The organism is Bacillus sp. BC05(2025), from assembly GCF_056725905.1.
In genome coordinates, this window is the sequence record NZ_JBWYRA010000002.1 from 683034 (window position 1) to 708295 (window position 25262).

Below are 25262 nucleotides of genomic sequence, written 5' to 3' on the forward strand. Positions count from 1 at the left end.
TAATTGCTTCTTACTCATTAGATTCAAGATCCTTCTGTTTTTCTTCCAATATCACCTTATTTATTTTCGTTAATGTATCAGTCATTTGCTGCAAAGCTTCAATATCAATTTTCGAGAAATACTTCTCAATTAATACATCATCTAACTTCGACAATTGCTCCATATACTTACTACCGTTTGGTCCAAGTGTAAGGAAATACTCCCTTTTATTATTCGGATTCACTTGTTTTGAAATCATCTGCTGTTTTTCCAATTTCGATAAAACTTGGCTCACAGCACTTTTCGTTATATTAAACGTACTCGCAATGTTATTTGCTGTCGTGTTTTCATTTAAATGAATATGAAATAGCATGCTCTCTTGCTGCCCAGTAAGACCGAACTCATCCTTTAAATCCTGAAATAGTAAAATGTAAAGTTCCGTGTAGGCTCGATTCATTTCATTAATTACTTCTTTATATGATCTAGTCATAGCGTTCTTCCTCCAGTCACGCTTTTATATAGTTTAGTTTAGTTAACTAAACTATATTATACCTTTATGTTCGTGTAAAGGGAAATATAGCTCCATGCTTTATTCACAATGAAAAAAGAAGACACCCATTAAGATGTCTCCTTTTCACACTTAAGACTCCAAACTCTTACCATTCGTCTTAATTACTTCCTTATACCAATCGAAGCTTTTCTTCTTCGATCTTTTTAATGAGCCTTTTCCTTCATTATCTTTATCAACGTATATATATCCGTAACGTTTTTTCATTTCTCCAGTAGAAGCACTTACAAGGTCAATTGGACCCCAGCTAGTATACCCAATAATATCTACTCCATCTTGGATGGCTTCAGACATTTCAATCATATGTTTTTGCAAGTAATCAATACGGTATTCATCATTCACTTCGTCTTCACCACTTAATTGATCGATTGCACCGAGACCATTTTCAACAACAAATAAAGGTTTTTGGTAACGATCGTACAGTTGGTTCGCTGTAATACGGAAGCCTTTCGGATCAATCGTCCATCCCCACTCTGATTTTTCAAGGTATGGATTTTCAACAGAACCGAATACATTTCCGCTCGTTATGCTTTTTAATACTTCTGGATCTGTACTTGTTGCTCGGCTTGCATAGTAGCTAAAGCCAATATAATCAACCGTATGCTCTTTTAAAATTTCCTCGTCTTCTTTTTCCATTTCAATTGTTACATTATTATCTTTAAAGAAGCGTTTTGCGTATCCCGGATATGCCCCTCTTGCTTGTACATCAATGAAGAAGAATGATTCACGGTCTTGTTCCATCGCGCGAAGTACGTCATCTGGATTACATGTGTATGGATACGTCGCACCTGCCGCAAGCATACAACCGATTTTTGCATCTGGAATAATTTCATGACACGCTTTTACAGCTAACGCACTTGCGACAAGTTGGTGATGCGCTGCTTGATATTGAATTTGTTTTTTATTATCCCCTTCTTTAAATGCTAGACCTGCTCCCATGAAAGGTAAATGTAAAAGCATATTAATTTCATTAAACGTCATCCAATATTTCACTTTATCTTTATATCTATTAAAAATCGTTTTTGCATACATCTCGAAGAAGTTTACAAGCTTTCTACTTCTCCAGCTTCCATACTTTTCTACTAAATGAACAGGCACATCGAAGTGAGCCATCGTAACGACTGGTTCAATACCCTGCTTCAATAGTTCATCAAACAAATTATCATAAAACTGTAATCCTGCTTCATTTGGTTTTTCATCTTCACCACTTGGGAAAATACGCGTCCACGCAATCGATACGCGTAACGCTTTAAATCCCATTTCTGCAAAAAGAGCAATATCTTCTTTATAACGATGATAAAAATCAATCGCTTCGTGTGACGGGTAAAACTCTCCCTCTACCGGTGTAAAGGAATGAATATTTCCTTTCATAATATCCCAACGATTTTCACCAGTTGGTAATAGATCAACCGTCGTTAATCCTTTTCCGTCTTCTACATATGCGCCTTCAACTTGATTGGCTGCAGTTGCTCCACCCCATAAAAATCCTTTTGGAAAATTAACTTTAGACATATAGAAAAACTCCTTTATATAAGAATGAACGAGGAAAGCTATTGTAAGTTTCAAAGAATACCTTTCTTCGTTTGAACCAGTATGAAATGTAACTACTATTTAACTCCTAACGTTAGTAAGGAATCTCCTGCTTGAATCTTTTCTATTTCTGTTTTTTTGATGCTATATTTATCATAATTTGTAACAACAACTGGTGTTGTTACAATATAACCCGCCTTTTTAATCTCAGCTATATGAAACTCAATAAGTAATTGCCCTTTTTCTACTCTCGCTCCTTGTTCAATATGAGAAGAGAAAAATTCGCCATTTAATTTCACAGTATCCATTCCAATATGGATTAAAATTTCAGCACCTGAATCCGCTGTAATTCCTACTGCATGATTCGTCGGGAACAGCGCAGAAATCGTACCTGAAACTGGTGAAAACAACTTTCCTTCTGAAGGCTCAATCGCAACTCCTTCACCTAGCGCACCTGATGCAAATGCAGCATCGTCAATATTTTGAAGTGGCATAACGGCTCCATGGAAAGGACTAAAGATTACTTCATCATCGTTTGATGCAGCGATCTTATCAATTGTTTCAGCTGTTTCTGTAGATGTTAGCTTTTTCGTAAAACCAAATAAGTAAGTTAGAACAAAACCTACTATTAAAGAAACAATCATTGAAATAATTGCTCCCCAAAATCCAGCTGTAATCCCATCTTTCGGACTAATAAATGTCGGAAGCGTAAATATACCAAGTCCACCTGTCATATAAGCTTGTGTACCAAATACACCGAGTATTGCGCCGCCAACTCCTCCAGCAATACAGCTCATAATAAACGGCTTTTTAAGAGGAAGTGTAATCCCATAAATTGCCGGCTCTGTAACGCCGAAAATACCTGAAATAAAAGCTGGAATGCTAAGCGTTTTTAATCTCTTGTCTTTCGTTTTCATCCAAACGCCGAGCACAGCACCAATTTGAGCAAATGAAGCAGCAAATATAAGTGCTAATATCGGATCAACACCATTTACTGCTAAATTGTTATAGCCAATCGGAACGACGCCCCAATGAAGACCAAATATAACAAGTACTTGCCAGAAAGCACCGAGTAAAGCACCCGCTACTAATGGGCTTGCATGATAAATCCAAAGCGTCGCCTGTCCTAAAAACTGCCCTGCCCACGTCGCAATTGGGCCAATAACGAGAAATGTAACTGGCACAACGATTAATAATGTGAAGAATGGTAATAAAAATGTTTTCACAACATCCGGAATCACTTTCTTTAAAGACTGTTCTACTCTCGCTCCAAAATAAGCAGCAAGAATAATTGGAATAACAGATGATGCATAGTTCATTAAAATAACTGGTATTCCTAAAAACGTAATATGAATTGGTGATTCAAACATCGTTCCTGCAAATAACGTATATAATGGCTCACTTGCTTTTAAACCTGATAAAGCTGGATAAATTAAAGCTCCCCCAATTGCCATACCGATGAATGGTGATCCCCCAAATTTCTTACTTGCTGTATATCCTAAGAAGATTGGGAAGAAATAAAATAACGAATCGCCGACTGCATTTAATATTTGATACGTTCCTGACTGTGTACTTAACAAGCCTAACGCTACAAATAATGCATTAAATCCTTTAATCATCCCTGTTGCAGCTAACACTCCTAAAATGGGAGTAAAAATGCTAGAAAGAATATCTATAAGACTACTCTTTTTCTTCTCACTCGTAGTTTCTTCCTCAGCTTCTTGAAACCCTCCAGCAGTAATAACCGCTTTGTATACGTCAGATACATGGTTACCAATTACAACTTGATATTGCCCACCGCTTTTCATAACAGTCACAACATCTTCCATACTTTTCAGTACTTCTGTATTCGCTTTTCCCTCATCTTTTAACTGAAATCGTAAACGAGTGATACAATGTACAACGCTATGTATATTTTCTCTCCCGCCAACATTCTTCAGTATGTCTTTTGCTAATTTTTCATACTTCATCGTAACTTTCCCTCCCTACAATCATCCCATTTATTATTTTTTATAAAAGAAAAAACCTAAACTAACCGTAACGGCGCGATACATACGAATCACTCCATTTCAAGTCAATTTAGGTTTTGCCTGCCAAACAGTAACAATCCCGTTTATTCAATTACATAATTCATTACGTTTCGTTACACGATGAATGTGCAACGTTAAGTACACTTTTTCATCTTTTGAAAGATGACTATTATGTGCTTTTTGCAAGTATGCTTCAATTTTTTCTGTACAACAATATGCCTCTTCATACTTACTTTTCACTTGCTCGTATAAAAACTCATCCTCAGCCGAATTCAGTTCCTTCTGCATTAAACGCTGCGCAAAATATCGTAAATGCGTTACAAACCGGCTATAATTAAATGAACTTTCATCTAAGTTCATCTTATAGTGGTACTTTACAACATTTAAAATATCTTGAACGATTTTCGTCATCGCTACCGTTTGTTGCATCGCCGGCTCTCCTTGCTGCGCATTCACGAAATGCAAGGCAATTGACCCTGCTTCATCTTCAGAAAGTGTACACCCAGTCTCTTCTTCAATTATGTTCAAAGCTTGTAGGCCAATTTCAAACTCTTTCTGATAGAACCTCTTAATCTCCCAAAGCAAAGTATTTTTGAGATCCATTCCTTCTTTATGCCGAGTTAAGGCGAAACTTAAGTGATCCGTTAATGTAAGATAAATATAATCACTTAAAGTCCCCGGCAAAACTGTCTTAGCAAACTGAATAATTCTCTCTGTAATCTCTAAATTTTCTACAGGAATTTCAGTTAGCAACCTAGCAAGTTTCTCTGATAATTCTTTTGTTTCTAGCACAAAGGTCTTTTCTATCTTAGATTCATCAATTGCATCGCCGACTTTTTTCTGAAATCCCAAACCTCTGCCCATTAGTACAACTTCTGTCTCATTATCCTTCATCGTACAAACAACATTGTTATTTAAGATTTTATGGATCCTCATATTGTTCCGCCTTCTTCTTCTTGAATTCACAAAAGGTAATAAAAAAACCTAAACTGATTCCAAAAGCCACACTACACCCGTAGCCTCTAGATCAATTTAGGTTTTGCCTGCCGAACAGTAACAATCCTTTTACTTATTAACTTACCTTTATTATACACAAAGAGTAAGCGGTTGCAATGATAAATTATTGAATATTTTTTTACAAAGAAAAATACTAACTGTTAATGAGTTGTTGCTTAAATTCATCTAAAACTCTCTTTCTCTCTTCATAATCTTCCATATCAGCTTCTTCCCAAAGTTCAAGGTCAGCCCCTCGCTCAATTAATGCAATCGCATTACTACGAACTTCCTCTTGAAGACAACCTTTCTCCAATTGTATTGCCGCAAGACCAATGTATACTAAAGACATTACTTCTAAATCTTCCTCTATATCAAACTCATCTACATACTCTTCTAAAATGAGCTTAGTTGCTTCTTCTACACTGTTACCTTCTTCTATATATTCAATAAACTGTTCTTTCACATCACAAGTCGTATCATCATCAAATAATCCTGTTCCCCAAGCGCCCATATGTTACAGCTCCTTCTTTATACTTTTTCCATTTCAATCTTAAATATAGTAAAAATTTATTACAAGACTAGTTATATACATCGTTATATTTTACAATTACTGTAGGTAACATATACCTTTCACTATGTGTATCATTCCGAATATTCAAACATAACCATTAACAAAATTCCATATAGACCCATTAATGGTTAAAATGTTATAATAGAACTACCCTACATAGTTACTCATATTCATACTGAGGAACTAGCGTCTTATTAAGCAATGCGCATAAATTAGATAAAAAAGACACTTTGTACAGTGTCTTTTTTATTTATATTCTCATGAAAAATATCTCTTTTATACACAAAATCTATTAACTGAAGAAGGAGACTATCATATGGAGCATCCTCTAGCAAGAGAACTACGTAACATACGTATATCCCTTATTATCTTGATCATTGTCATTGCATTTTGGGATCGTGAGAAAACTGTGGAAATCACTGACCATGGTAGTGATCCTAGCCTAAACATTAGCAATATGACCCAAGTTGGCGATAATACATTTGCTTATAAAGACGAATCTAATCAAATTAAAATATTCAAATTTAACCCAGATACAAATGAAATAAAGCTAATAAAAGAGTTTTACGCTAGCGAATATTAATTACATAAAGTGAAACTTTAATCAGCCCTCACCAATCGGACTTTAATGGGCAGCCTGACCCCCACCTAAATTCTTTGCTTTCACTGAATTTTGAGGTGGGAGGCTTACTGCCCATTAAAGCGGGATAAAGGTACCTCAAGGTGTCTTTTTTATTTTCAAAAGGACCTGCTCACGTTTATGCTTCAAAACATAAAGTAAATGGAATCCGTTAAAAAACACGAGTGACCCTTTGTTTTCCCCTCTTATTAAAGGAGGAACTATTATGGGATTTGGTGGTAGTTGCGGCGGAGGCTGCGGTTTTGCTGGAGGATTTGCACTATTAGTTGTATTGTTTATTTTATTAATCATCGTTGGAGCTTCTTGCTTCTGCTAAAAAACTATTGGAAAAGACACTCTTATATGGGTGTCTTTTCTTTGTAAACGAAAGCGTATGTGAAATGAAAATATAGTAAAAATGGGATACTTACTCAAATTGTTTTTCACCTAATAAATTATATCCAAAAAGTTGGATAGCTCCTTTTACTGCTCATATTATTAATAAATAAAGCAATAACTACAATAACAAGAGAACCAACTAAAACTGGTGTTACTAAATAACTCCAACTGTATGCTCCTAAAATAACGACAATTGGATCAGCCCCTGCCGGAGGATGTGTTGTTCTTGTTAACATCATAATAGCAATCGACATACCAACTGCTAAAGCAATTGTCCAATATTCATTCCCAAACAAATGATATATTGATAGACCAATAAAAGTTGAAATCAAATGTCCTCCAATAATATTACGCGGCTGAGATAGCGGTGCATTCCAAACTCCAAACGCTAATACACAACTCGCTCCAAATGGGGCCATTAGTAATTCTGTAGAAGTTATACTCGTTAAATATGTTAAGGTAAGAATCGTTAAAAATCCCCCCAATAATCCCGTTAAAGAGTCCTTTATATTTACTTGTAATGGACTTCTTCCTTTCCCTTTCATTTTTGCAAAATATCGTACACTTATTGGTTGAGCCTCTTTCTGCTTAGCTGCTGTTATATTACTCATCATTCTCCTCCTTTATTTACCAATAATTATATTCCGAACAAACTAACCAGTCAATATTAATTTTAGGGGTTAGTTAAAAAGTACAAAAAAAGAATCAACTGTTATAAGTTGATTCCCTAAACTTCTTCAGATTTTCGAACTTGAAATTTTGCTACCTTTTTTCGATTCCCACATATTTTCATAGAACACCATTTTCGTTTTCCGCTTTTATCTATAAATAATAAAACACAGTCAGGATTTGAACACCTTTTAAGAGAAATAAGCTTGTTTTCTGCTATTAACGTTAAAGCATCAAGCGCAATTAACGATACAAGTACATCCTCAATTTCTCCAACTGGAATAGGTACTAAACTCTGTTCAATAACTTTATATGTAAATGGTGCCTTCTCAATTTGTTTTTCTAAATACGTAATAAAATCATCCGAAATTTCATGCTGATCGGCAATTGCCTCAAACTGTTTTCTCAGTAATTCTCTTAGCCCTAGTATGCTAGATGTAACTTGATTCATTCGCTCTTGAATTCCTATAAGTGTTTTTTCATTCCAAAAAGGAAGATTAACCTTTATTACATGTAGCCATTCTAATACATCTTCATCTGTTATTAATAAATCATAACGTTGTCCACGCCTAACTAACTCTGTATTCACTAAATCTAATGAGAGATTTCCAGAGATAAGCGGGAATTGTTTTCTTTCCTGCATGTACTCATCACCTACTCTTTAAACAATCATATTCCAAATTCATACAGAAGTGCAACTTTTTTATAAACTACAAAGTATGAAGACCAAAACCTTTAGCCATAATTATGACTAAGGCTTTATATATATAACTTAAAAAGGAGCTAATTGTATGGAACATAATAAAAACGGAATGCTTGCCTTGATTGTTTTGTTTGTAGGACTAGCATTTTTTGTTTTCGGTATGGTTTATCATTTATGGGGAACGGTTTAAAAATAAATAGTAATTTATTTAAGAAAAAGTACTCGTATGAGTACTTTTTCTTAAGATGTCATGTAAAAACATTCTAAACGTTCTTACATGCATACAATTATCAATGATGGTTATATAATTGAGAAGATTATAAATTATCAATCTATATTTATATGATTTGGAAAGGAGCTAAAAGCTAAAAATGTTAGAAATCATTTTTGTTGCTGTATTGCTTGCATCTAGCATCACTCCCCTCTTTATCGAACGAGGTTTGACGAAAAAAAATATAGTCATTTTACTAATCAATTATGCATTCTTATTTGCCACCATCATTGTAATTGGCGCAAACTGGCGTATGATTCCCGCCTATTTCTTATTGTTCGTTTTAACATTACAAGTTTTTTTGAAACCAAAAACTACAGCCGTTTCTAAAAAATTAGTGATGAAAGTTTTAAAAGGTTTAGGAATTATCGTAACCGCTATCGCAATGTTTACATTACCTTTACTTTTTCCGATCTTAACACTCCCTGAGCCTACTGGAAAATATACAGTAGGAACGAAAGCGTTTCATGTAATTGATACAAATCGAAAAGAAACCACTGTACCAAATAGTTATGGAAATCGTGAGTTAATGATACAAGTATACTATCCCGCCGAAAAAGGATCTGGGAACCCTTCTGCCTATTTTAAGAACATAAACGAGCTGGCTGAACAATTGGCAGTAACAAATGGTGTTCCATATATCGTAACGACACATTTAGGACTGACAAAAACACATTCTTATCAAGATGCTACGCCACTTCAAGCTAAAGAAAAATTCCCTCTCCTTTTATTCAGCCACGGTATGGGATTATACGCTCAACAAAATACATTCCAGTTAGAGGAATTAGCTAGTCAAGGCTATGTCATAATCGCTCTTAATTTCACAGGATACGCAGCAACAACGATTTTCCCTAACGGAAACCGCGTAGACTCTATACCAATCGAATATACACCTACTGCCTTAAATACCATAGTTCAAAAATGGGAACAGGATACTACTTTTGTTTTAAACGAAGTAATAGAGGGGAATTTCGATAAAAGTTTTAAAACGATTGCAGACTTAATCGAATATGACAAAATTGGAATGTTCGGTCACTCTATTGGCGGAGCAACTTCCGCACAAATGTTAGTAAAGGATCATCGTATTAAAGCTGCAATTGATATGGACGGCGGATTGTATGGAGACCCGTTGCCTAAAGATGGTCCTCAGAAACCATTCATGTTGATGAACGCTGAAGCTACCATTCGTTATATGAAAGAAGCGGAGAATCAAAAGAGAACCGGAATCCAAAATGAATTATTGGAAATATCCTATTTAAGAAATAAAACGATTGAAAAACTTGGTGTATACACAGTAGTAATTCCAAAAACAAATCATACTAGTTTTACAGATTTAGCAGCATTTTCACCTATTATTAACGAACCAGACGAGGATGTAGCCGCAAATTATACACTCATCAATAAACTAGTAACTAGCTTTTTTGATCAAAATTTAAAAGGGATAAACGAAAATCGTTTAGAAGAAATTCAGAAGCAACATCCTGAACTTCCTCTCATTAAACACAAATAGCCATTTTCCTAGTTATGTAACCCCTCCATATGCTTGAGGGGTTTCTGCTTTCACACCATAAAAAAAGGCCCCATCACTGGGGCACTCAAAAAATAATATAAGTAAATGAATTAAAACAAATAACAGACAACTAAAATATATACCATTTAAATTATATAATCTATATATATGCAAAAATACATAAAAATATTTACTATTACATGTTATACTAAAAAAGGAGTCGACAATCGTTATTTTCTTCTTAGTTTTAAAGCAATATGGATATATACCTTCTTGTCTCATTTGGATTGTACTAGCAAAAGAAGACATCACAATTGATGTCTTCTTTTCTTATATTTTTATGAGTTCCTTTGAGCAGATGCTCTCCAATTACGAAAAGATGTTGGGCATCTAGAATAAGGTGCCGTTTGTTAAAAAGAAAAAATATTGCTTTTTGAAAAAAGTGATAACATATATTTCTTTCTCTTTGTTCAATGTAACCTTATTTTTCTAACAATAAGGCTATAGTTTGACTCCCTCCGTTGCCAGTTTCACCGGAAACATCATCGTAAATTTCTTTTACAGTAAACCCTACAGCAGTTACCTCTTTGATGAATAATTCTTTTGTGAAGAATTGATACCAAATGTTGTAAGTTTCTATTTTTTCATCGGTTACCACTGTTGTTTGTTCTAATGTTACTCTATCAGGATATTTGAGATTTCTCCCGATAGCTAAATAGCAATCCTTTGACCAGAAACCACCATTTTCATTCATACTCCAATATTGTTCTTCCTTGAACTGATCAAATTTATTTTGAGAGAAAACATCCAATAACAACTTTCCACCATCCTTCAGACTGTTCCAAATGTTAAAAAGTAATTTACTACGATTTTCAGGCGCAAGAGCACCATAATCACAATATATCAATAGGGCCAAGTCATACATATTTGAATCATTTAATTCCAAATAAGTTTCATAGCGATATTCAATATCATAATCTAACTTTTTTGCTTGTTCTTTAGCGTAACGAATTGAGTTTTCAGAGAAGTCTATCCCTGTTACTGTATAACCTTTTCTAGCTAATCGCTCACTATACAGACCTGGACCACAACCTAAGTCTAGTACTTTTTGATAAGATTTTTTGGGAGCGATTTGTTGGATAAAATCAATAGATTTATCAATAAACTGAAAACTCCTACTAGCTCCTTCAGTATCAGAGCTTAAATGAACTTCTAATAATTTTCTAGCAATATAAGGATTTTGCCAAAAAACATTATCAGTTTGTTCGAATCGTGAGGGTACCTGCAATTGATTTAATAAATTATTCATAAAAACTTCCTCCTAAAAATTTTTAAACACAAAAAAACCGCAGAGCTTTACTCTGCGGTTAAAAAAAGAGAACAAGTCCGTAGAGTAAAAAAATCAAATGGGCATACCGAATAAACACATAAAAATGCGTATTTCAGTTTGCTTCAAATTGATTTATTTACTCTTTTCCAGTCATAACAAAGTTCACGAAAATCAAACTTCTGCTATGCCGAACTTCTTCACCTATCCTTTTAGTGTTTGTATAAATATAACAGACTATAAAATACGAGGTCAACTACTAGTTTAACCCATTATTCAAGGATATGGCCCGATTGTTGAGTAGAATGAATTGCATTTTCAAACAACTTTTTACATGTAGAGTTTTTTATGAATAAACACCTATAAAAAAAGAACGAGATATAACAGATCACTAAAATATATAAAACGATACATCATATAATTCGTATATATGCAAAGATACATAAAAATATTTACTATTACATGTTATACTAAAAAAGGAGTCGACAATCGTTATTTTCTTCTTAGTTTTAAAGCAATATGGATATATACCTTCTTATCGCATTTGGATTGTATAAGCAAAAGAAGACATCACAATTGATGTCTTCTTTTCTTATATTTTTATGAGTTCCTTTGAGCAGATGCTCTCCAAGCACGAAAAGATGTTGGGTGTCCAGAATGAGCTCTTTGCTTTGCAGCAGCAACAGCTGGTTTTTCTTCAATAGTCGTTGGTTTCTCTTCCACAATTGCTGATTTTTCTTCAAGAGTATTCACAGCTGTTTGCATTTTCTCCAGCTGTTCTTTTAAAGCTTGCTGTTCAATCTTTAAATCCGTAAGTAATCGTAAAATCATTTCAGAATTGGCCATAAAGATCCTCCTTCCCCCAATACACAGAATAAAATACAATATGTCATCAGCATAATACCCGTGACAAAAATAAGGTCGTCAACTCTTTTAAAATCTAAGCTCCTTTTATTTTTCAAAAGGACCTGCTCAAGTTTATCCGTAAAAACATAAAGTAAATTAAATCCATTAATTAATGGTCTTTAGGGAAGGAGGAGTTAATATGGGCTATGGAGGTAGTTGTGGTGGAGGCTGCGGTTTCGGCGGCGGATTCGCTTTACTTGTTGTACTATTTATCTTATTAATCATCGTTGGCGCTAGCTGTTGGGGCGGCGGATTCGGCTGCTAATAGGAGGCACTCTTGAGAGTGTCTTTTTTTATGTTTTTAGATGTACAACCCCCTTCACATTCGCACATTTTAAAATCGACATAACACATCATGCACCATATACTGTTAACAACAGTATACTGTCATTAACAGTATAAATCTTAATTCATTCTAGGAGGTATATCCATGAAACATACAGGAAGACATACAGGTGCATTTCTTTTGTTATTTCTAGCTGAGGGAGATAACTATGGCGGGCAATTACTGCAAAAGTGCGAAGAAGAACTTCCCGTTAATCCAATCGATAGCGCCATTTTATATCGTACGCTAAAAAAGTTAGAAAACGAAGGTGCAATCGAATCTTACGTAAGTACAGATCATCAAGACAAACCAAGAAAGATGTACAAAATTACGCCAGCTGGAAAGGAACAATTAGCAGATTTCCAAATGGATATTGAAGAAAAAATAAAGAACTTATCCTTTTTCATAGACAAATATAAAGACTTAAAGGAATCCAATCATGATTAACGGCGTGATCCTTTACACTTTAGCCATTATTCTTACGGGGCTTTCTTTTATGAAGGACCGCACGAAGACGAAAAAAGCTCTAATGAAGTCGTGGAAAATGTTTCGCAATCTTCTACCTGCGATGCTCTCCATCATGCTTTTCGTTGGCTTATCGCTTTCTATATTAACGCCGTCTTTCATCTCTTCTATTATCGGAGAACAATCTGGGTTTATCGGCATTGTTTATTCAGCAATACTCGGATCCGTTGCACTTATTCCAAGCTTCATCGTATTTCCACTTGGCAATACGTTAGTCCAACACGGCGCAGGCCTTCCTCAAGTTGCGGCACTTATGTCTACACTCATGTCAGTAGGGCTTACAACATTACCGATGGAACAAAAGATATTCGGGCGAAGCTTTGCTTACGCACGTAATATATCCGCATTACTCATGTCCCTCCTATTTTCCTATATCATTTGGGTGGTGATGGTATGAAAGAACTAAAAAGATATCGTTTCTTTTTCATTTTACTACTGGGACTCTTTGCCTTAACCTTTATAAATCAATCTTTAGGATGGAGCGCATTACAATTAACAGGGAATAGCATTTTAGATATGTTGTTTCTCCTTCCCCCTGTCCTGCTATTTGTAGGATTGCTTGATCAATGGGTGAAGAAAGAAACACTCATGAAATATATGGGCGAAAAATCCGGTATATACGGAATCCTATTCTCTCTCTTATTAGGCGGCATTGCAGCTGGTCCCCTCTACGTTGCCTTCCCAATTGCGGCACTACTCTTACAAAAAGGCGCAAGCATTCGATACATCGTATTTTTCTTAGGCGTTTGGACAACTGCGAAATTGCCAATTCTCGTGTATGAATTCTCTTCATTTGGAGCTACTTTTACACTCATTCATATTTGCTTTGGTTTAGTATTCTTTTATGTAATGGGGATTGTTTTTGAGCGGTTTTATGATCAGGGGCAGTTACTTCGGTATGATGTTACGGAGGAAATGTAACATTAACAACATGTTACCCTTTTAACAACATTGGTGACGCCCCAGATCGATACATCATTGAATCATCTTTAATTACTACTTATAAGGAGCTGTCCCACGAGTCATCTTTTGACCATGTGACACCTCCTTTTTATTTTAGAAACATTACCATAACCTTAATTCGACACAGTATAATAAATGTATAATACAAAAATTCCCATGTTCTTGTTTTGTAATATTTTTTGGAGGTGATTATCTTGAGTAAAAACGTGAATTTACTTCTTCAAATAGGAATTGGAATTATCATTATGATCGCACCTATTCTCATTACAGGGACTATGTATGATGTCACTAAAACGATGGGGGACTTATTAGTTGCAGAACTTATTATAAGAACACTTTCCCTCATTATTGGACTTTTAGTTATTAGTAAGGCTTTGCATCGTTATTCTCAATAGTTATTCATACTAAAAAACAGACAATACATACACCACCTTTTCCTCGGCTGTTTGAACTATTATTACGAAAGAAATATAAAAAGACATCTTTAATCGTAAAGATGCCTTTTTATATAAACCTTAATTTTCGTTCTGTAAAACCCCCTTTACTTCTACTCCCTTTTTCTCTTCTTTTAAGAATAGCGATACGATAAAAGCAACAACAATAAAGACTAACCCTAGTGCAAATGCACCTTGGAATCCAGATGTTAAACCATTTAACTTCTCTACTGGATCCATTGGATTTGCGGAACTTTCCATATAACTAGCTGTTCCTGAAGACATTTTCGAAATAAAGATAGCCGTACCAATTGCGCCAGCTACTTGTTGCAGTGTATTAAACAGTGCTGTTCCGTGCGGATATAAATCTGGTGTTAATTGATTTAAACCGTATGTTTGTGCTGTCATGACAAACATGAGTCCAACCATTAATACGCTATGCATAACAATAATTTGTACCATTGATGTATCAGGAGTAATGCCTTTAAATAAGAACATCGCTATCCCTACTAACACAATACCGGGAACGATAATAACTTTCGGGCTAAATTTATCAAATAGTTTACCTGCGATTGGCCCCATTATAGCACTAATAACACTTCCTGGAAGCATGATGATTCCTGATTTAAAAGCTGTGACAAGTAAAACTGTTTGCAGGAACATCGGTAATAACGTCATCGTTGAAAATAAAGACATCATCACAATGACAATTAATCCAACTGATAATGTAAACATCGGAACTTTAAACGCGCGTAATTCTAAAATTGGATTCTCAATTTTCAATTGTCGAACGACAAAAATACATAATGAGATAAGCCCAACAAGTAAAGTGCCATATACTTTTGCATCGGACCATCCTAAGTCACCTGATGCACTAAAGCTATACACAAGTCCGCCAAATCCGAGTGTCGATAAAAGGATAGATGGATAATCTACTTTTGGCCTTGTTAACTCTGAAACATTTTGAATGTACTTCATTCCAATCATAATGGAAATGATCACGACAGGAATAACAATATAGAATAACCAGCGCCAATTTAATGAGTCTACGATTACTCCAGATAATGTAGGGCCAATTGCTGGAGCTGCCATCATTACAAGTGCGATTAATCCCATTGTGGCACCACGTTTTTCAGGTGGACAAATGATTAAAATCGTATTCATTAATAACGGTGAAATTAACCCCGTCGCTACAGCTTGGACGATACGGCCGACTAATAAAACGGAAAATGTCGGCGCAAATCCCGCAATTAATGTACCGGCTAAAAATGTTACCATAGCGATTAAAAACATTTGTCTCGTTGTGAGCCATTGCTGAAGTAACGCTGTAATCGGGACTAAAACACCAACTACTAACATGTAAGCTGTAGAAAGCCATTGAATCGTTGAAGCTGTTACACCAAATTCTTTCATTAATACTGTTAATGCATTACCAAGTAACGTTTCGTTTAATAATGCAACCATCGCGCCTAGAAGTAATGCAATTAAAATGGGGGTATGTTTCAAATTAGAAGTATCAACTTTGCCACTTGCAGGGCTCTTAGTTGTCATATTCATTTACAAATTCTCCTCCTATTTCTTACTTAAAAACTTTAAATACACCGGAACACATGTAATATAATATACATATGTAGATTAAAAAGGGAGAATCAATCTTCAGCCACTGTATATTTAATCTACAAAAAAGGAGAATTGTAGATGAATGATAATGAAAAACAAATTGATTTACGTATTAGACGTACACATAAATTACTATGGGATTCCTTATTTGAATTAATGACGCAATCAAAACAGAAATATAGTACGATTACGATTAACCAAATATGTGACCGCGCGATGGTACACCGAACAACCTTTTATAAACACTTTGAAGATAAAGACGCTTTATTAGCATTTGGATTTAAACGATACAGCAAGATGATTGGTGAAATACCGGTTTCAGATCGATTAAGTAAACCATTTCAAGTAATGGAACAATTTCTACACCATGAAGAAATCGGTAAAATATTAGAAACGCAAATGTCTGATGAACAATTTATTAACCGGACACAGTATTTAAGTCATGAAACGAGAAAACAAGAAATAGAAGCGTTACATCAACTGCGCGAAAATCATACGATGCCAAATGATTTAATCATTGAATTTTATTCAGGGGCAATCACCTCATTAAGCGCATGGTGGTTTAAAAATGAAAGAAAAGTTTCTGCTGCTGACATGGATAGGTATCTCCACCAACTTATTAACCGGGATATTTTTCAGTTTGAAAAAGAATAAGACTACACCTTTTCAATCATGCAATCAAATTGACCACAAAATAGGAGTATGATATATTTTCGGTAGAATACTATATAAGTGTGCCAGCGAATAAATTGGCATATAATAAAAAGAAGAGATGCGCTAACATCTCTTCCTTAACTGCTACCGTATAGGGTGGTGGTTATTACACGTTACTATTTTTTACGAAACCCACCCTTTTGCTTCCTACGGCGCGGAGTGGGTTTTTTGTTGTCCTTACCCAGAAGTTGCTTTCGCAAAAAATACGCTGAAACTTCACGTACAGTCGCTTTTACAAATTCTTTTACAAGGTCAAACAAAAACTCCATATTATCACCCCCTTTCCTTCCAAATGGAAAGAAGGGATAACCACCCACCCTCACAATATGCAGTTACATATATTTTATCAAATGATTGTAAAGGTATTATGTAAACAAAACAAATGAAATTTTACATAGAAAAAAAGCCCTTCTAAACCGGGCTTTTCTATCACCATTATTTAGCGATCTTCTTCAAATCCGAACTTTCTATCATCGAAAGCATATCCACCTTTTATTAAGACGGACCATAACCAATAAGATGAGCAATTATAACTGCTAGTAAACCGATTGAGTATTCAATTAGAATTAAAGGAAGAATCCACCTTGCCCACCTTGTCCATGAAATTCCTGCAATTGCTAATCCAGCCATTAGCGTACCACCTGTCGGAAAAATAATATTTCCAATACCATCCGCGAATGAAAAGGATAATACGGCTGTTTGGCGTGTAATGTCCAATAAATCTGCAAGTGGCGCCATGATAGGCATTGTCAACATCGCATGGCCACTACCTGATGCTAAAATAAAATGAATCGCTACTTGGAAGTTGTACATTCCAACAACACTTAAAAAAGGAGAAATATGTTCCATTCCTTCCGACACTTGATACAGTAGCGGGTCTATAATATGCCCTTGATTCAATACAACTAAAATAGCGCGTGATACACCAATGATTAATGCGCCACCGATTAAAGATGCCGATCCTTGTGTAAAAGATTCTACAGTATCATCAAGAGATATCTTGCCGAGAATTGCAATAATTATAGTTAAAATAATAAATAAGGCTGCAATTTCTTTTATATACCACTCGTACTTAATAACACCAAATACAAGAATAATATAATTGATTAAAAAGGCCGTTAATATCCATTTATGTCTTTTTGTTAACTCTACTTTCGCTGTTAGTAAGCTGTCTTGCTTATTTGTATCGAATTTTCCGTAAATTCCGCTTGCAGGATCCCTCTTTACTTTCATAGCATGACGATAGACGAATGTAACAGCAATTACATATATGACTACGAATAAAATGAGGCGGAACCCCATCCCCGAATACATAGGAAGACCCGCTATCCCTTGTGCCAGCCCAACTGTAAACGGATTCATAATTGCCGTTGTAAATCCGACGGACGCTCCTACTAGTACCATCGCAGTTCCTGTTATCGTATCAAATCCAACCGCAAGAGCTAGCGGAATAAATAGAGGCACATACACTAAAGCTTCCTCCGCCATTCCCATTAATGATCCGCCAAGCGCAAAGAACAGCATGATAATAGGAATCATTAACTTTTCACGGTTAGCGAGTTTTTTTGCCATCGTTGAAACAAGAGCCTCAACTGTACCGGATGCCTTTAATACACCAAAAAAACCTCCAATAATAAGAATGAAAAAGATAATATTAGCAGCTTCTACCATCCCTGTAGGAATAGATTTTACCGTATCAAAAAATCCAAGTGGCGTTGATTCAATCCATTTAAATGAATCTGGATCTACTGTTGTATACCCATTTTTTTCAATCTGTTCATATTTTCCGGCCGGCAATATATGTGTAATAACAGCCGCAATAACTAACAAGACAAGTAACATTGCAAATACGTTTATTTTCCATTCTTTTTTTTCCTTTTTTTCTTCTGGCTCGAATGAAACCGCCTTTTCTGACACTTGACTCATATACCAATCCCCTTTGCAATAGAATGAAACTTTAATCAGTGGGGGTTTCGCTCATCCCCCACTGATTATTAGTTGAACCGATCGGGCTTTTACAAGCAGCCGGCAGTCTGGTTGCCCCCACTACCATGACGTACCAAGCTATCCACCAATTCTTTTATTTATAACACGCTATGATTTAACTACCTTTTTACTAATTTCATTTACAAATTGGTTAAATAAACGTTGCTGCAAGACATCCCTTTCCGACATCATTTCTGGATGCCATTGAATCGCTGCTACATAACGATGAGCCTTCGATTCAATAGCCTCTATTACACCATCAAAGGACCATGCGCTCGCCTCAAAATCTTTTCCTAATGTTTTCACTGCTTGATGGTGAAAAGAATTAACCATTAAAGATTTTTGGCCAATAGCCTCATAAATTTTTCCCTCTTCCAGAAGATCTACGGAATGAGAGCCTTGCCATTTACGGAACTGTTCTCGAACATGGAAATATTCTGGCCCCATCTCTTGCTCTAAGTCTTGATAAAGGGATCCACCAGCTGCAACATTTAACACCTGTAACCCTCTGCAAATTCCTAAAATAGGAATATCTTTTTCTAAAGCCTGCTTTGCCAGATTTAATTCAAAATTATCTCGTTCTTCCTCTACAGTGCCTATATATGATTTTGGAGTATCACCGTAATAAATTGGATTGATGTCCGCGCCACCAGCCAATAACAATCCATCTAATTGATTAAGTGTGGACTCAATTTGATCCACTTCCTCAATTGGAAGTAGAACAACCGTTGCACCTGCCCTTTGAAGGGAGCGGATGTAGTCATAAGAAAAGAGAGCCATATCTTGACCTGGTAGCCCTCGCAAGCCCTCCTTCCCTATTTCACTATGATCAACATAATACCCAGTAACACCAATTAGTGGTTTCATTTTCTCTCACCTCATAATTTAAATGGTTTCGTTGTCTTTCTCTGTTGAAATTGTATACTCTTAACCTCCCTTTTCTAGCAAGTGGTAAAGAATTAAATATGTAAATTATGACTCTACTCATTTCCCTATTTCTTTACACACCATTGATATAAGCAAATATCGTGCCAACATCGAAAGTAAAGTGATTATTTACATATTTTTAAATATTTTGTCGTTTTATCGGTGTTTACTATGTTGAAATGTATTATAATTGGTTATTAATTGGTTACATAATAACCAATTAATAACCAACTTTAGACCAATTACATTCAACTAAAGAGGTGCTCTATGAACAAATTTGAAACTAACCACATTGTATTGATCACCGTTTTAAAAGAAACACGAAAAGCCCTACATCAACAACTAACAGAGATGGTAGGTGATCTCATAGATATCGAAAGTTTTTCTGTAGAAGAAAATATTCCAAAAGTATTTCATTCTACATTAATTGTATTACCGAATACATTTACGATAGAAACGGTGAAAGACTTTATTGGGGAAAACTGCGAAGTAATCATAGCAAAACGAACATTAAATTATGAAAACGTGGACCAGCTTTTATTTTTACCAGAAGGAACACAAGCCCTATATGTGAATGATAATCATGAAACAGTATACGAATCAATTGAAACGATGCGTCAATTGGGACTGAACCACATTGAATATGTCCCATACTATCCTGGAAAAACGAATATACAAATGATCAAGCTCGCAATCACACCTGGCGAACTTGAAATTATCCCTGACTTTGTAGAAAAAGTAATTAATATTGGTCATAGATTAATAGATATTACGACAATCATGTCCATTCTAGATCGATTTCATTTAATGGAGGAATCAGGTAACCACGTTTCTGAGAGATACTATCGAAAAATAGTAGATTTAACAAAGAATTTAGCTAAAGCTCATCGACAACTTCATCAAGTTATTGATGGTGTTGGTGATGGCATACTAGCTATTGATTATGAAGGAAGAATTGTTGTCTTTAATGAATTTCTGGAAAGCATGCTGAAAATAAAAAGTAAAAACGCTATTGGTCATCCGATTGATGCCATTATTGATAATATTGATTTAGTAAACTTCATCCTTTCAAATAAGCAACAAGAAAGCGGAATATTTGTTGTAAACGGCTTGGATGTAATAGTGGAACGTCTACATATAAATGATCAATCGATTATTGTTACTTTTAGAAATGCCCTTAAGACCATCGGGTTTGAACGGAAATTGAGAAAAGAATTTGTCAAAAAAGGTTATGTAGCAAAATACAACTTTCATAATATCGTTGGCATTAGCTCTACGATCCAAGACACGAAACAAATTGCCAAAAGGTTAGCTAAAACTGATTTAACTGTATTAATTGAGGGTGAAAGTGGTACCGGAAAAGAGTTGTTTGCAAGTGCTATTCATAATGCCTCCCAGCGAAATAGCGGCCCTTTTCTTGCCGTTAACTTTAGTGCTTTATCGGATGATTTAGTCGAGAGTGAATTATTTGGTTATGAAGACGGAGCGTTTACCGGAGCAAAAAAAGGCGGGAAAATGGGATTATTTGAACAAGCAAATGGCGGCACTATTTTTTTAGATGAGATTGGAGATATTAGCCTGAAACTTCAAGCACGACTCCTTCGAGTATTGCAGGAAAAAGAGATTATGCGTGTTGGCGGAAGCCAAATTATCCCGATAGACGTAAGGATTATTGCAGCAACCAATAAAGATTTACTGAAAATGATTCAAGAAAATGTGTTTAGAGAAGATTTATACCATCGGCTTAAAGTACTCTTTATACACCTCCCAGAATTAAGAGCTCGTCGAAATGACATTGAATTGTTAGCTAAACATTTTGTTGCGCTATCGGACCCTAAAGTCAAAATTGAACAAGAACTAATTGAAGAACTGCAAGGATATCCATGGTACGGAAATGTAAGAGAACTTAAAAATACGATAGATTATATGCTTGCTGTCCGTACCGGAAACCAAATAACAAAAAATGATTTGCCTAATCAACATTACTTTCAAAAGCCTCCACATAGGAAAACAGATAGTGATCAGGCCGAGGATATACCGTCCTTTTCTTCAAGTTCAAACGCTCTTGACCAAGAATCACTTTTCATCCTTACGCTCGTCATGAATTATGAAGAAAAAGGAAAAGCAATCGGAAGAAGAATTATTTCTGAAAAGAGCCAAGAAGTCGAAATAAATTTATCTGAAGCACAAGTGAGACACCGATTGAACTTCCTAAAAATGAAAGGGTATGTGCAAATAAAAAGAGGTAGAGCAGGAATTAATTTAACAGGAAAAGGTTTGGAGATTCTACGTAGTCTTTAGTCAAGATCCGGATTTTCAGATACATAGAGGCTGTTTTATAAACAGCCTCTTTTTTTAATGGAGTAAAACGTCGATAAATTTAAGTTACAAATATTCAGAATTAATATTAAAATGAAGAATGGGGATAGGGGTATGGGATTTAAAAATTTATACATAACGAGGGAATAGAAATGAAACTACAATTAAAAGCGGATTTAGGGCTACTACTAGTTACCTTCTTTTGGGGTGCATCCATCTTACTTACGAAGGTTGGACTTGAAGGTATAGAAGAATACAACTTAATCGCATTACGATTTATTATCGCCTTTCTTTTATCAGGTTTAATATTTTACAAACATTTATTCAAAATCGATTTTAAAACTGTAAAATATGCATTTATACTCGCTTCTGTCTTATTTATCGTTTACATTTTCGCGACTTTCGGTACAAAGTACACGAGTGTTTCTAACGCTGGTTTCTTACTATGTCTCACAGTCATTTTCATTCCGATCTTATCAGCTATATTTTTAAAACACATTCCAGAAAAGAAAGTGATAGTAGGAATCTTTTTAACGATAATCGGAATCGGCTTATTAACATTAACGAGCGAATTCAAGATCGGTAACGGCGATATATTTTGCATACTGTCAGCCTTATTTTATGCGATTCACGTCATCATCACTGGCAGCGTAACGAAACATGTAAATTCAATCGCACTTGGAGTCATACAACTCGGTTTCGTCGGCCTATTCAGTCTTATTTTTTCATTCATTATCGAAACACCAAAACTGCCTAGCACAACCAACTCATGGTTAATCATCTTAGCCTTAAGCATATTCTGCACCGCAGTCGCATTCATCGTGCAAGTTATCGCCCAGCAATACACGACACCTACACATACAGGACTTATCTTCTCATTAGAACCTGTCTTTTCCGCAGGCTTCGCTTTCGTTTTCACAGGTGAAACGCTCACTGGGAAAGGATACTTAGGCGCGACACTTATATTAATAAGTGTGTTGATAGCTGAAGTGGATTTTAAGGGGGTGCTGCGGGTTAATTATAAGAAGAATATGGAATAGTTATTTCGCTAAAGTATATAAACATACCCCGAAAATATTCGTTTGCATTATTTTCAACCTCTTACCTTAATTGTTTTAGATGCTACCTTCGAATAAGGTAGCATCTAAAATATGTTACAAGGAATTATTATATTTATGTAGCCTGCATAATTAACCTTTTCTACATTACTTACTGCACATAGTCATACAGATTTTTCGCTAACAATAAACAAGTTACTGTAATGAAAAGAGCACGAACATACCCGCTTCCTTTTTTTATAGCAAATTTGGAGCCAACAATCCCTCCAGCAATTTGAGCAATCCCCATTATAAAACCATACGCATAGTTCACTTGCCCCACATACATAAATATTAACAATGCACCAACATTACTTCCTAAATTAAGAAACTTCGCATTACCTGCGGCTTTTAAAAAATCATACCCAATAAATAAAAGAGCGAACATTAAAAACGAACCTGTGCCAGGCCCTAGAAATCCATCATAAAAACCAATAGCAAAAATAAAAAAGGTAAAAATAATGACGTGTCGACCAGATAATTTCTTATGAGTAGAAATACTACCCCAATCCTTTTTAAATATCGTATAAATAGCGACTGCACCAAGCATTACCAGCATCAATGGCTTCAGTACTTCTGGGTTCATTAAATGAACGGTCCATGCACCTACTATAGAGCCTATGAAAGTGATTGGAAATAATTTTAAAGCCGATTTCAAATCAAGATTACCAGAACGATAAAACACAATATTACTAGTTGCACTCCCCATTGTTGATGCTAATTTATTCGTGGCTACTGCACTTGCTGGATTCAGTCCTGTAAATAATAAAGCTGGTAAGGCAATGAGTCCACCACCACCTACAACTGAATCAATAAATGCAGCCACAAACCCAAAAACAATCAAAATAATTAATATAGATGGGTCTAAATACAAATCCATACTAGTAGCCTCCCCTTTAGTCACTATTGTAATAGTAACTATCAATTTGCTAAATGTAAAGAGTTATTGTAACGTTGAAATATAAAGTGAAACTTTAATCAGTGGGGGGTTTTGTTCATCCCCACTGATTATTAGTTAAACCAATCGGGCTTTTACGGGCAGCCCGACCCCCACCTAACTTCTTTGCTTCCGCTGAATTTTGAGGTGGGGGGCTTACCGCCCGTTAAAGCGGGATAACAGCAAACATCGGAGGACGAAAAAGTGGACTACATCGTACAACAGCTTAAAAAAATTGGTTTTAATGAATATGAAGCTAAATCTTATGTATCTCTTGTGAAACAGGGGCCTGCTACAGCCTACCAAGTAAGTAAGGATTCAGGGGTCCCAAGAGCGCGAATTTATGAGATTTTGGGTAACCTTGTAGAAAAAGGAATTGTCATGAAGGAAGAAATAAATGACAACACTCGCTATTCACCTCTACCTGTTGAAATCTTTTTACAGAAAGCTCAATCAGAATGGCAGTCTACTTATGAAGGAATCAGTGATTCATTAAAAAAACTCGAAACTTCCGAGGAAAAAACGGATAATCGAGTGATTACTTTAAAAGACAACAAAACAATCATTAGCTATTGTCAGGCATTAATAAAAAAAGCAGAACACCGTATTGTCATTTCAATGTGGGATGAGATGTATGAAGCGTTAAAAGAGGAACTATGTGAAGTAGCTGATAAAGTTTCAGTACAAGGTATTACCTTACATGTTGAAAATCCAATTAAAAATCTAGAAGCTCATCGTATTACACCTTATACAGAAACTCTGTCTACAGAACATTGGTTTATTTTATCGATAGATTCTAAAGAAATGATTTATGGACCATCAATTGAAGAGCGTAATATTGCTTTTTATACAGATGACCCCGTTCATATATACTTACTTGAGGATTATGTATGGCATGACGTTTTAGTGAATCGACTTGTTCGACGTAGCCAAGACGACTTGGAGCAATGGATCACGGCAGAGAGAAAATCCTTCTTTACGGGAAAATAAGAAGTATATTCAAGAGCAAATCAAAAAGTTTGCGTATTAAACCTAACAACTTCTCCTTATAAAAATAGCCGACTATTACATAATAGTCGGCTATTTTTATATAAATTTATACAGACACTGCCATTCCCCATTTGTAAAATATTCCTATTAATCCAGCGATTAATGAGATAAACGCTTCTCCCACTCTTTCACCTTTTCAATTGTTACATCTAATTTCTTAGCCACTTCCTCTATACTCATTCCCTTAAAGAGCATTCCAGCTGCCGAAAGTGCTTTATCAATTTCTTCTTGCTTCTCCTGTTCATATAAACGACCCACTTTTGTCATCCGTAACCACTCCTTTACCT

General features: G+C 35.4%; 27 protein-coding genes and 1 pseudogene. 13 read left to right on the forward strand and 15 right to left on the reverse strand.

Going from position 1 to position 25262, the window contains the following annotated elements:
• Positions 1 to 10: 10 nt before the first annotated feature.
• From ACZ76X_RS09465 to ACZ76X_RS09485, 5 genes are all read right to left on the reverse strand, one after another.
• Positions 11 to 469, reverse strand: coding sequence for a MarR family winged helix-turn-helix transcriptional regulator (locus tag ACZ76X_RS09465; protein WP_098346322.1), 459 nt, complete (start codon positions 467 to 469; stop codon positions 11 to 13).
• Between the two features lie 150 nt (positions 470 to 619).
• Positions 620 to 2059: a 6-phospho-beta-glucosidase gene (locus ACZ76X_RS09470; protein WP_479850286.1), complete on the reverse strand. Its 1440-nt coding sequence runs from the start codon at positions 2057 to 2059 to the stop codon at positions 620 to 622.
• Between the two features lie 95 nt (positions 2060 to 2154).
• Positions 2155 to 4047 (reverse strand): beta-glucoside-specific PTS transporter subunit IIABC, encoded by a 1893-nt coding sequence (locus ACZ76X_RS09475; protein WP_479850287.1) that lies wholly within the window; start codon positions 4045 to 4047, stop codon positions 2155 to 2157.
• Between the two features lie 147 nt (positions 4048 to 4194).
• Complete coding sequence (licT, locus tag ACZ76X_RS09480) at positions 4195 to 5043, reverse strand: BglG family transcription antiterminator LicT (RefSeq protein WP_479850288.1); 849 nt, start codon at positions 5041 to 5043, stop codon at positions 4195 to 4197.
• 214 nt (positions 5044 to 5257) lie between these two features.
• Complete coding sequence (locus ACZ76X_RS09485; protein WP_479850289.1) at positions 5258 to 5614, reverse strand: MarR family transcriptional regulator; 357 nt, start codon at positions 5612 to 5614, stop codon at positions 5258 to 5260.
• 376 nt (positions 5615 to 5990) lie between these two features.
• Between ACZ76X_RS09485 and ACZ76X_RS09490 the strand changes: the two genes are divergently transcribed.
• Together ACZ76X_RS09490 and ACZ76X_RS09495 are read left to right on the forward strand one after the other, a co-directional pair.
• Positions 5991 to 6257: a YmzC family protein gene (locus ACZ76X_RS09490; protein WP_479850290.1), complete on the forward strand. Its 267-nt coding sequence runs from the start codon at positions 5991 to 5993 to the stop codon at positions 6255 to 6257.
• A gap of 262 nt (positions 6258 to 6519) precedes the next feature.
• The gene (locus tag ACZ76X_RS09495; protein WP_000505681.1) at positions 6520 to 6630 is read left to right on the forward strand and encodes a YjcZ family sporulation protein; all 111 of its coding nucleotides are present in this window, start codon (positions 6520 to 6522) and stop codon (positions 6628 to 6630) included.
• Positions 6631 to 6748: 118 nt separating this feature from the next.
• On the opposite strand, the gene ACZ76X_RS09500 is transcribed toward ACZ76X_RS09495, so the two are convergent.
• Both ACZ76X_RS09500 and ACZ76X_RS09505 read right to left on the reverse strand, forming a co-directional pair.
• On the reverse strand, positions 6749 to 7303 hold the full coding sequence (locus ACZ76X_RS09500; RefSeq protein ID WP_098670754.1) for an HPP family protein: 555 nt from the start codon (positions 7301 to 7303) through the stop codon (positions 6749 to 6751).
• A gap of 116 nt (positions 7304 to 7419) precedes the next feature.
• Entirely contained in the window at positions 7420 to 8004 is a 585-nt protein-coding gene (locus ACZ76X_RS09505; protein ID WP_479850291.1) for a CGNR zinc finger domain-containing protein, read from the reverse strand.
• A gap of 431 nt (positions 8005 to 8435) precedes the next feature.
• Here ACZ76X_RS09505 and ACZ76X_RS09510 point away from each other — a divergent pair, with 431 nt between their 5' ends.
• Complete coding sequence (locus ACZ76X_RS09510; protein WP_479850292.1) at positions 8436 to 9845, forward strand: alpha/beta hydrolase family protein; 1410 nt, start codon at positions 8436 to 8438, stop codon at positions 9843 to 9845.
• A gap of 481 nt (positions 9846 to 10326) precedes the next feature.
• Here ACZ76X_RS09510 and ACZ76X_RS09515 read toward each other — a convergent pair whose 3' ends face one another.
• Both ACZ76X_RS09515 and ACZ76X_RS09520 read right to left on the reverse strand, forming a co-directional pair.
• Positions 10327 to 11154, reverse strand: a complete 828-nt coding sequence (locus ACZ76X_RS09515; RefSeq protein ID WP_479850293.1) for a class I SAM-dependent methyltransferase — start codon at positions 11152 to 11154, stop codon at positions 10327 to 10329.
• Positions 11155 to 11772: 618 nt separating this feature from the next.
• The gene (locus tag ACZ76X_RS09520; RefSeq protein ID WP_215562766.1) at positions 11773 to 12018 is read right to left on the reverse strand and encodes a hypothetical protein; all 246 of its coding nucleotides are present in this window, start codon (positions 12016 to 12018) and stop codon (positions 11773 to 11775) included.
• Between the two features lie 199 nt (positions 12019 to 12217).
• Here ACZ76X_RS09520 and ACZ76X_RS09525 point away from each other — a divergent pair, with 199 nt between their 5' ends.
• The 6 genes and pseudogenes from ACZ76X_RS09525 (at position 12218) to ACZ76X_RS09550 (ending at position 14286) form a co-directional block, all read left to right on the forward strand.
• On the forward strand, positions 12218 to 12343 hold the full coding sequence (locus tag ACZ76X_RS09525; RefSeq protein ID WP_000540377.1) for a YjcZ family sporulation protein: 126 nt from the start codon (positions 12218 to 12220) through the stop codon (positions 12341 to 12343).
• A 165-nt stretch (positions 12344 to 12508) separates the two neighbouring features.
• A complete protein-coding gene (locus ACZ76X_RS09530) occupies positions 12509 to 12850 on the forward strand; it encodes a PadR family transcriptional regulator (protein WP_479850294.1) in 342 nt (113 codons plus the stop codon).
• On the forward strand, positions 12843 to 13325 hold the full coding sequence (locus ACZ76X_RS09535) for a hypothetical protein (protein WP_479850295.1): 483 nt from the start codon (positions 12843 to 12845) through the stop codon (positions 13323 to 13325). Before ACZ76X_RS09530 ends, ACZ76X_RS09535 begins: the two co-directional genes overlap by 8 nt.
• The gene (locus ACZ76X_RS09540) at positions 13322 to 13849 is read left to right on the forward strand and encodes a permease (RefSeq protein WP_479850296.1); all 528 of its coding nucleotides are present in this window, start codon (positions 13322 to 13324) and stop codon (positions 13847 to 13849) included. Before ACZ76X_RS09535 ends, ACZ76X_RS09540 begins: the two co-directional genes overlap by 4 nt.
• A pseudogene (locus ACZ76X_RS09545) lies at positions 13846 to 13929 on the forward strand (class D sortase); the annotation flags it as partial. The gene ACZ76X_RS09540 and the pseudogene ACZ76X_RS09545, both read left to right, overlap by 4 nt.
• A 156-nt stretch (positions 13930 to 14085) precedes the next feature.
• A complete protein-coding gene (locus tag ACZ76X_RS09550) occupies positions 14086 to 14286 on the forward strand; it encodes a hypothetical protein (RefSeq protein ID WP_076535842.1) in 201 nt (66 codons plus the stop codon).
• Between the two features lie 120 nt (positions 14287 to 14406).
• On the opposite strand, the gene ACZ76X_RS09555 is transcribed toward ACZ76X_RS09550, so the two are convergent.
• Complete coding sequence (locus ACZ76X_RS09555) at positions 14407 to 15882, reverse strand: MDR family MFS transporter (protein WP_479850297.1); 1476 nt, start codon at positions 15880 to 15882, stop codon at positions 14407 to 14409.
• A gap of 141 nt (positions 15883 to 16023) precedes the next feature.
• On the opposite strand from ACZ76X_RS09555, the gene ACZ76X_RS09560 reads away from it, so the two are divergent.
• Positions 16024 to 16599, forward strand: coding sequence for a TetR/AcrR family transcriptional regulator (locus ACZ76X_RS09560; RefSeq protein ID WP_479850298.1), 576 nt, complete (start codon positions 16024 to 16026; stop codon positions 16597 to 16599).
• A gap of 176 nt (positions 16600 to 16775) precedes the next feature.
• Here ACZ76X_RS09560 and ACZ76X_RS09565 read toward each other — a convergent pair whose 3' ends face one another.
• The 3 genes from ACZ76X_RS09565 to ACZ76X_RS09575 all read right to left on the reverse strand — a co-directional run bounded on the left by ACZ76X_RS09565 (position 16776) and on the right by ACZ76X_RS09575 (position 19512).
• Positions 16776 to 16928 carry a hypothetical protein gene (locus ACZ76X_RS09565; RefSeq protein ID WP_000394757.1) on the reverse strand — a complete coding sequence of 51 codons (153 nt, stop codon included), beginning with the start codon at positions 16926 to 16928 and terminating at the stop codon, positions 16776 to 16778.
• Between the two features lie 226 nt (positions 16929 to 17154).
• Complete coding sequence (locus ACZ76X_RS09570) at positions 17155 to 18585, reverse strand: YfcC family protein (RefSeq protein WP_479850299.1); 1431 nt, start codon at positions 18583 to 18585, stop codon at positions 17155 to 17157.
• 168 nt (positions 18586 to 18753) lie between these two features.
• Positions 18754 to 19512 carry a gamma-glutamyl-gamma-aminobutyrate hydrolase family protein gene (locus tag ACZ76X_RS09575; RefSeq protein WP_479850300.1) on the reverse strand — a complete coding sequence of 253 codons (759 nt, stop codon included), beginning with the start codon at positions 19510 to 19512 and terminating at the stop codon, positions 18754 to 18756.
• A 327-nt stretch (positions 19513 to 19839) separates the two neighbouring features.
• On the opposite strand from ACZ76X_RS09575, the gene ACZ76X_RS09580 reads away from it, so the two are divergent.
• Positions 19840 to 21873, forward strand: coding sequence for a sigma 54-interacting transcriptional regulator (locus tag ACZ76X_RS09580; protein WP_479850301.1), 2034 nt, complete (start codon positions 19840 to 19842; stop codon positions 21871 to 21873).
• Positions 21874 to 22043: 170 nt separating this feature from the next.
• Entirely contained in the window at positions 22044 to 22931 is an 888-nt protein-coding gene (locus tag ACZ76X_RS09585; RefSeq protein WP_479850302.1) for a DMT family transporter, read from the forward strand.
• 169 nt (positions 22932 to 23100) lie between these two features.
• On the opposite strand, the gene ACZ76X_RS09590 is transcribed toward ACZ76X_RS09585, so the two are convergent.
• Positions 23101 to 23868 carry a TSUP family transporter gene (locus ACZ76X_RS09590; protein WP_098082437.1) on the reverse strand — a complete coding sequence of 256 codons (768 nt, stop codon included), beginning with the start codon at positions 23866 to 23868 and terminating at the stop codon, positions 23101 to 23103.
• A gap of 261 nt (positions 23869 to 24129) precedes the next feature.
• Between ACZ76X_RS09590 and ACZ76X_RS09595 the strand changes: the two genes are divergently transcribed.
• On the forward strand, positions 24130 to 24915 hold the full coding sequence (locus ACZ76X_RS09595; protein WP_479850303.1) for a TrmB family transcriptional regulator: 786 nt from the start codon (positions 24130 to 24132) through the stop codon (positions 24913 to 24915).
• A 159-nt stretch (positions 24916 to 25074) separates the two neighbouring features.
• Here the strand turns inward: ACZ76X_RS09595 and ACZ76X_RS09600 are convergent, their stop codons facing one another.
• Positions 25075 to 25242 (reverse strand): hypothetical protein, encoded by a 168-nt coding sequence (locus ACZ76X_RS09600; protein ID WP_000169779.1) that lies wholly within the window; start codon positions 25240 to 25242, stop codon positions 25075 to 25077.
• Positions 25243 to 25262 lie beyond the last annotated feature (20 nt).

Excerpts from the sequence above, each read along its gene's own strand:
- ACZ76X_RS09465 (WP_098346322.1), bottom strand. The coding sequence starts at position 469 with ATGACTAGATCATATAAAGAAGTAATTAATGAAATGAATCGAGCCTAC.
- ACZ76X_RS09470 (WP_479850286.1), bottom strand. The coding sequence starts at position 2,059 with ATGTCTAAAGTTAATTTTCCAAAAGGATTTTTATGGGGTGGAGCAACT.
- ACZ76X_RS09475 (WP_479850287.1), bottom strand. The coding sequence starts at position 4,047 with ATGAAGTATGAAAAATTAGCAAAAGACATACTGAAGAATGTTGGCGGG.
- licT (WP_479850288.1), bottom strand. The coding sequence starts at position 5,043 with ATGAGGATCCATAAAATCTTAAATAACAATGTTGTTTGTACGATGAAG.
- ACZ76X_RS09485 (WP_479850289.1), bottom strand. The coding sequence starts at position 5,614 with ATGGGCGCTTGGGGAACAGGATTATTTGATGATGATACGACTTGTGAT.
- ACZ76X_RS09490 (WP_479850290.1), top strand. The coding sequence starts at position 5,991 with ATGGAGCATCCTCTAGCAAGAGAACTACGTAACATACGTATATCCCTT.
- ACZ76X_RS09495 (WP_000505681.1), top strand. The coding sequence starts at position 6,520 with ATGGGATTTGGTGGTAGTTGCGGCGGAGGCTGCGGTTTTGCTGGAGGA.
- ACZ76X_RS09500 (WP_098670754.1), bottom strand. The coding sequence starts at position 7,303 with ATGAGTAATATAACAGCAGCTAAGCAGAAAGAGGCTCAACCAATAAGT.
- ACZ76X_RS09505 (WP_479850291.1), bottom strand. The coding sequence starts at position 8,004 with ATGCAGGAAAGAAAACAATTCCCGCTTATCTCTGGAAATCTCTCATTA.
- ACZ76X_RS09510 (WP_479850292.1), top strand. The coding sequence starts at position 8,436 with ATGTTAGAAATCATTTTTGTTGCTGTATTGCTTGCATCTAGCATCACT.
- ACZ76X_RS09515 (WP_479850293.1), bottom strand. The coding sequence starts at position 11,154 with ATGAATAATTTATTAAATCAATTGCAGGTACCCTCACGATTCGAACAA.
- ACZ76X_RS09520 (WP_215562766.1), bottom strand. The coding sequence starts at position 12,018 with ATGGCCAATTCTGAAATGATTTTACGATTACTTACGGATTTAAAGATT.
- ACZ76X_RS09525 (WP_000540377.1), top strand. The coding sequence starts at position 12,218 with ATGGGCTATGGAGGTAGTTGTGGTGGAGGCTGCGGTTTCGGCGGCGGA.
- ACZ76X_RS09530 (WP_479850294.1), top strand. The coding sequence starts at position 12,509 with ATGAAACATACAGGAAGACATACAGGTGCATTTCTTTTGTTATTTCTA.
- ACZ76X_RS09535 (WP_479850295.1), top strand. The coding sequence starts at position 12,843 with ATGATTAACGGCGTGATCCTTTACACTTTAGCCATTATTCTTACGGGG.
- ACZ76X_RS09540 (WP_479850296.1), top strand. The coding sequence starts at position 13,322 with ATGAAAGAACTAAAAAGATATCGTTTCTTTTTCATTTTACTACTGGGA.
- ACZ76X_RS09555 (WP_479850297.1), bottom strand. The coding sequence starts at position 15,882 with ATGAATATGACAACTAAGAGCCCTGCAAGTGGCAAAGTTGATACTTCT.
- ACZ76X_RS09560 (WP_479850298.1), top strand. The coding sequence starts at position 16,024 with ATGAATGATAATGAAAAACAAATTGATTTACGTATTAGACGTACACAT.
- ACZ76X_RS09565 (WP_000394757.1), bottom strand. The coding sequence starts at position 16,928 with ATGGAGTTTTTGTTTGACCTTGTAAAAGAATTTGTAAAAGCGACTGTA.
- ACZ76X_RS09570 (WP_479850299.1), bottom strand. The coding sequence starts at position 18,585 with ATGAGTCAAGTGTCAGAAAAGGCGGTTTCATTCGAGCCAGAAGAAAAA.
- ACZ76X_RS09575 (WP_479850300.1), bottom strand. The coding sequence starts at position 19,512 with ATGAAACCACTAATTGGTGTTACTGGGTATTATGTTGATCATAGTGAA.
- ACZ76X_RS09580 (WP_479850301.1), top strand. The coding sequence starts at position 19,840 with ATGAACAAATTTGAAACTAACCACATTGTATTGATCACCGTTTTAAAA.
- ACZ76X_RS09585 (WP_479850302.1), top strand. The coding sequence starts at position 22,044 with ATGAAACTACAATTAAAAGCGGATTTAGGGCTACTACTAGTTACCTTC.
- ACZ76X_RS09590 (WP_098082437.1), bottom strand. The coding sequence starts at position 23,868 with ATGGATTTGTATTTAGACCCATCTATATTAATTATTTTGATTGTTTTT.
- ACZ76X_RS09600 (WP_000169779.1), bottom strand. The coding sequence starts at position 25,242 with ATGACAAAAGTGGGTCGTTTATATGAACAGGAGAAGCAAGAAGAAATT.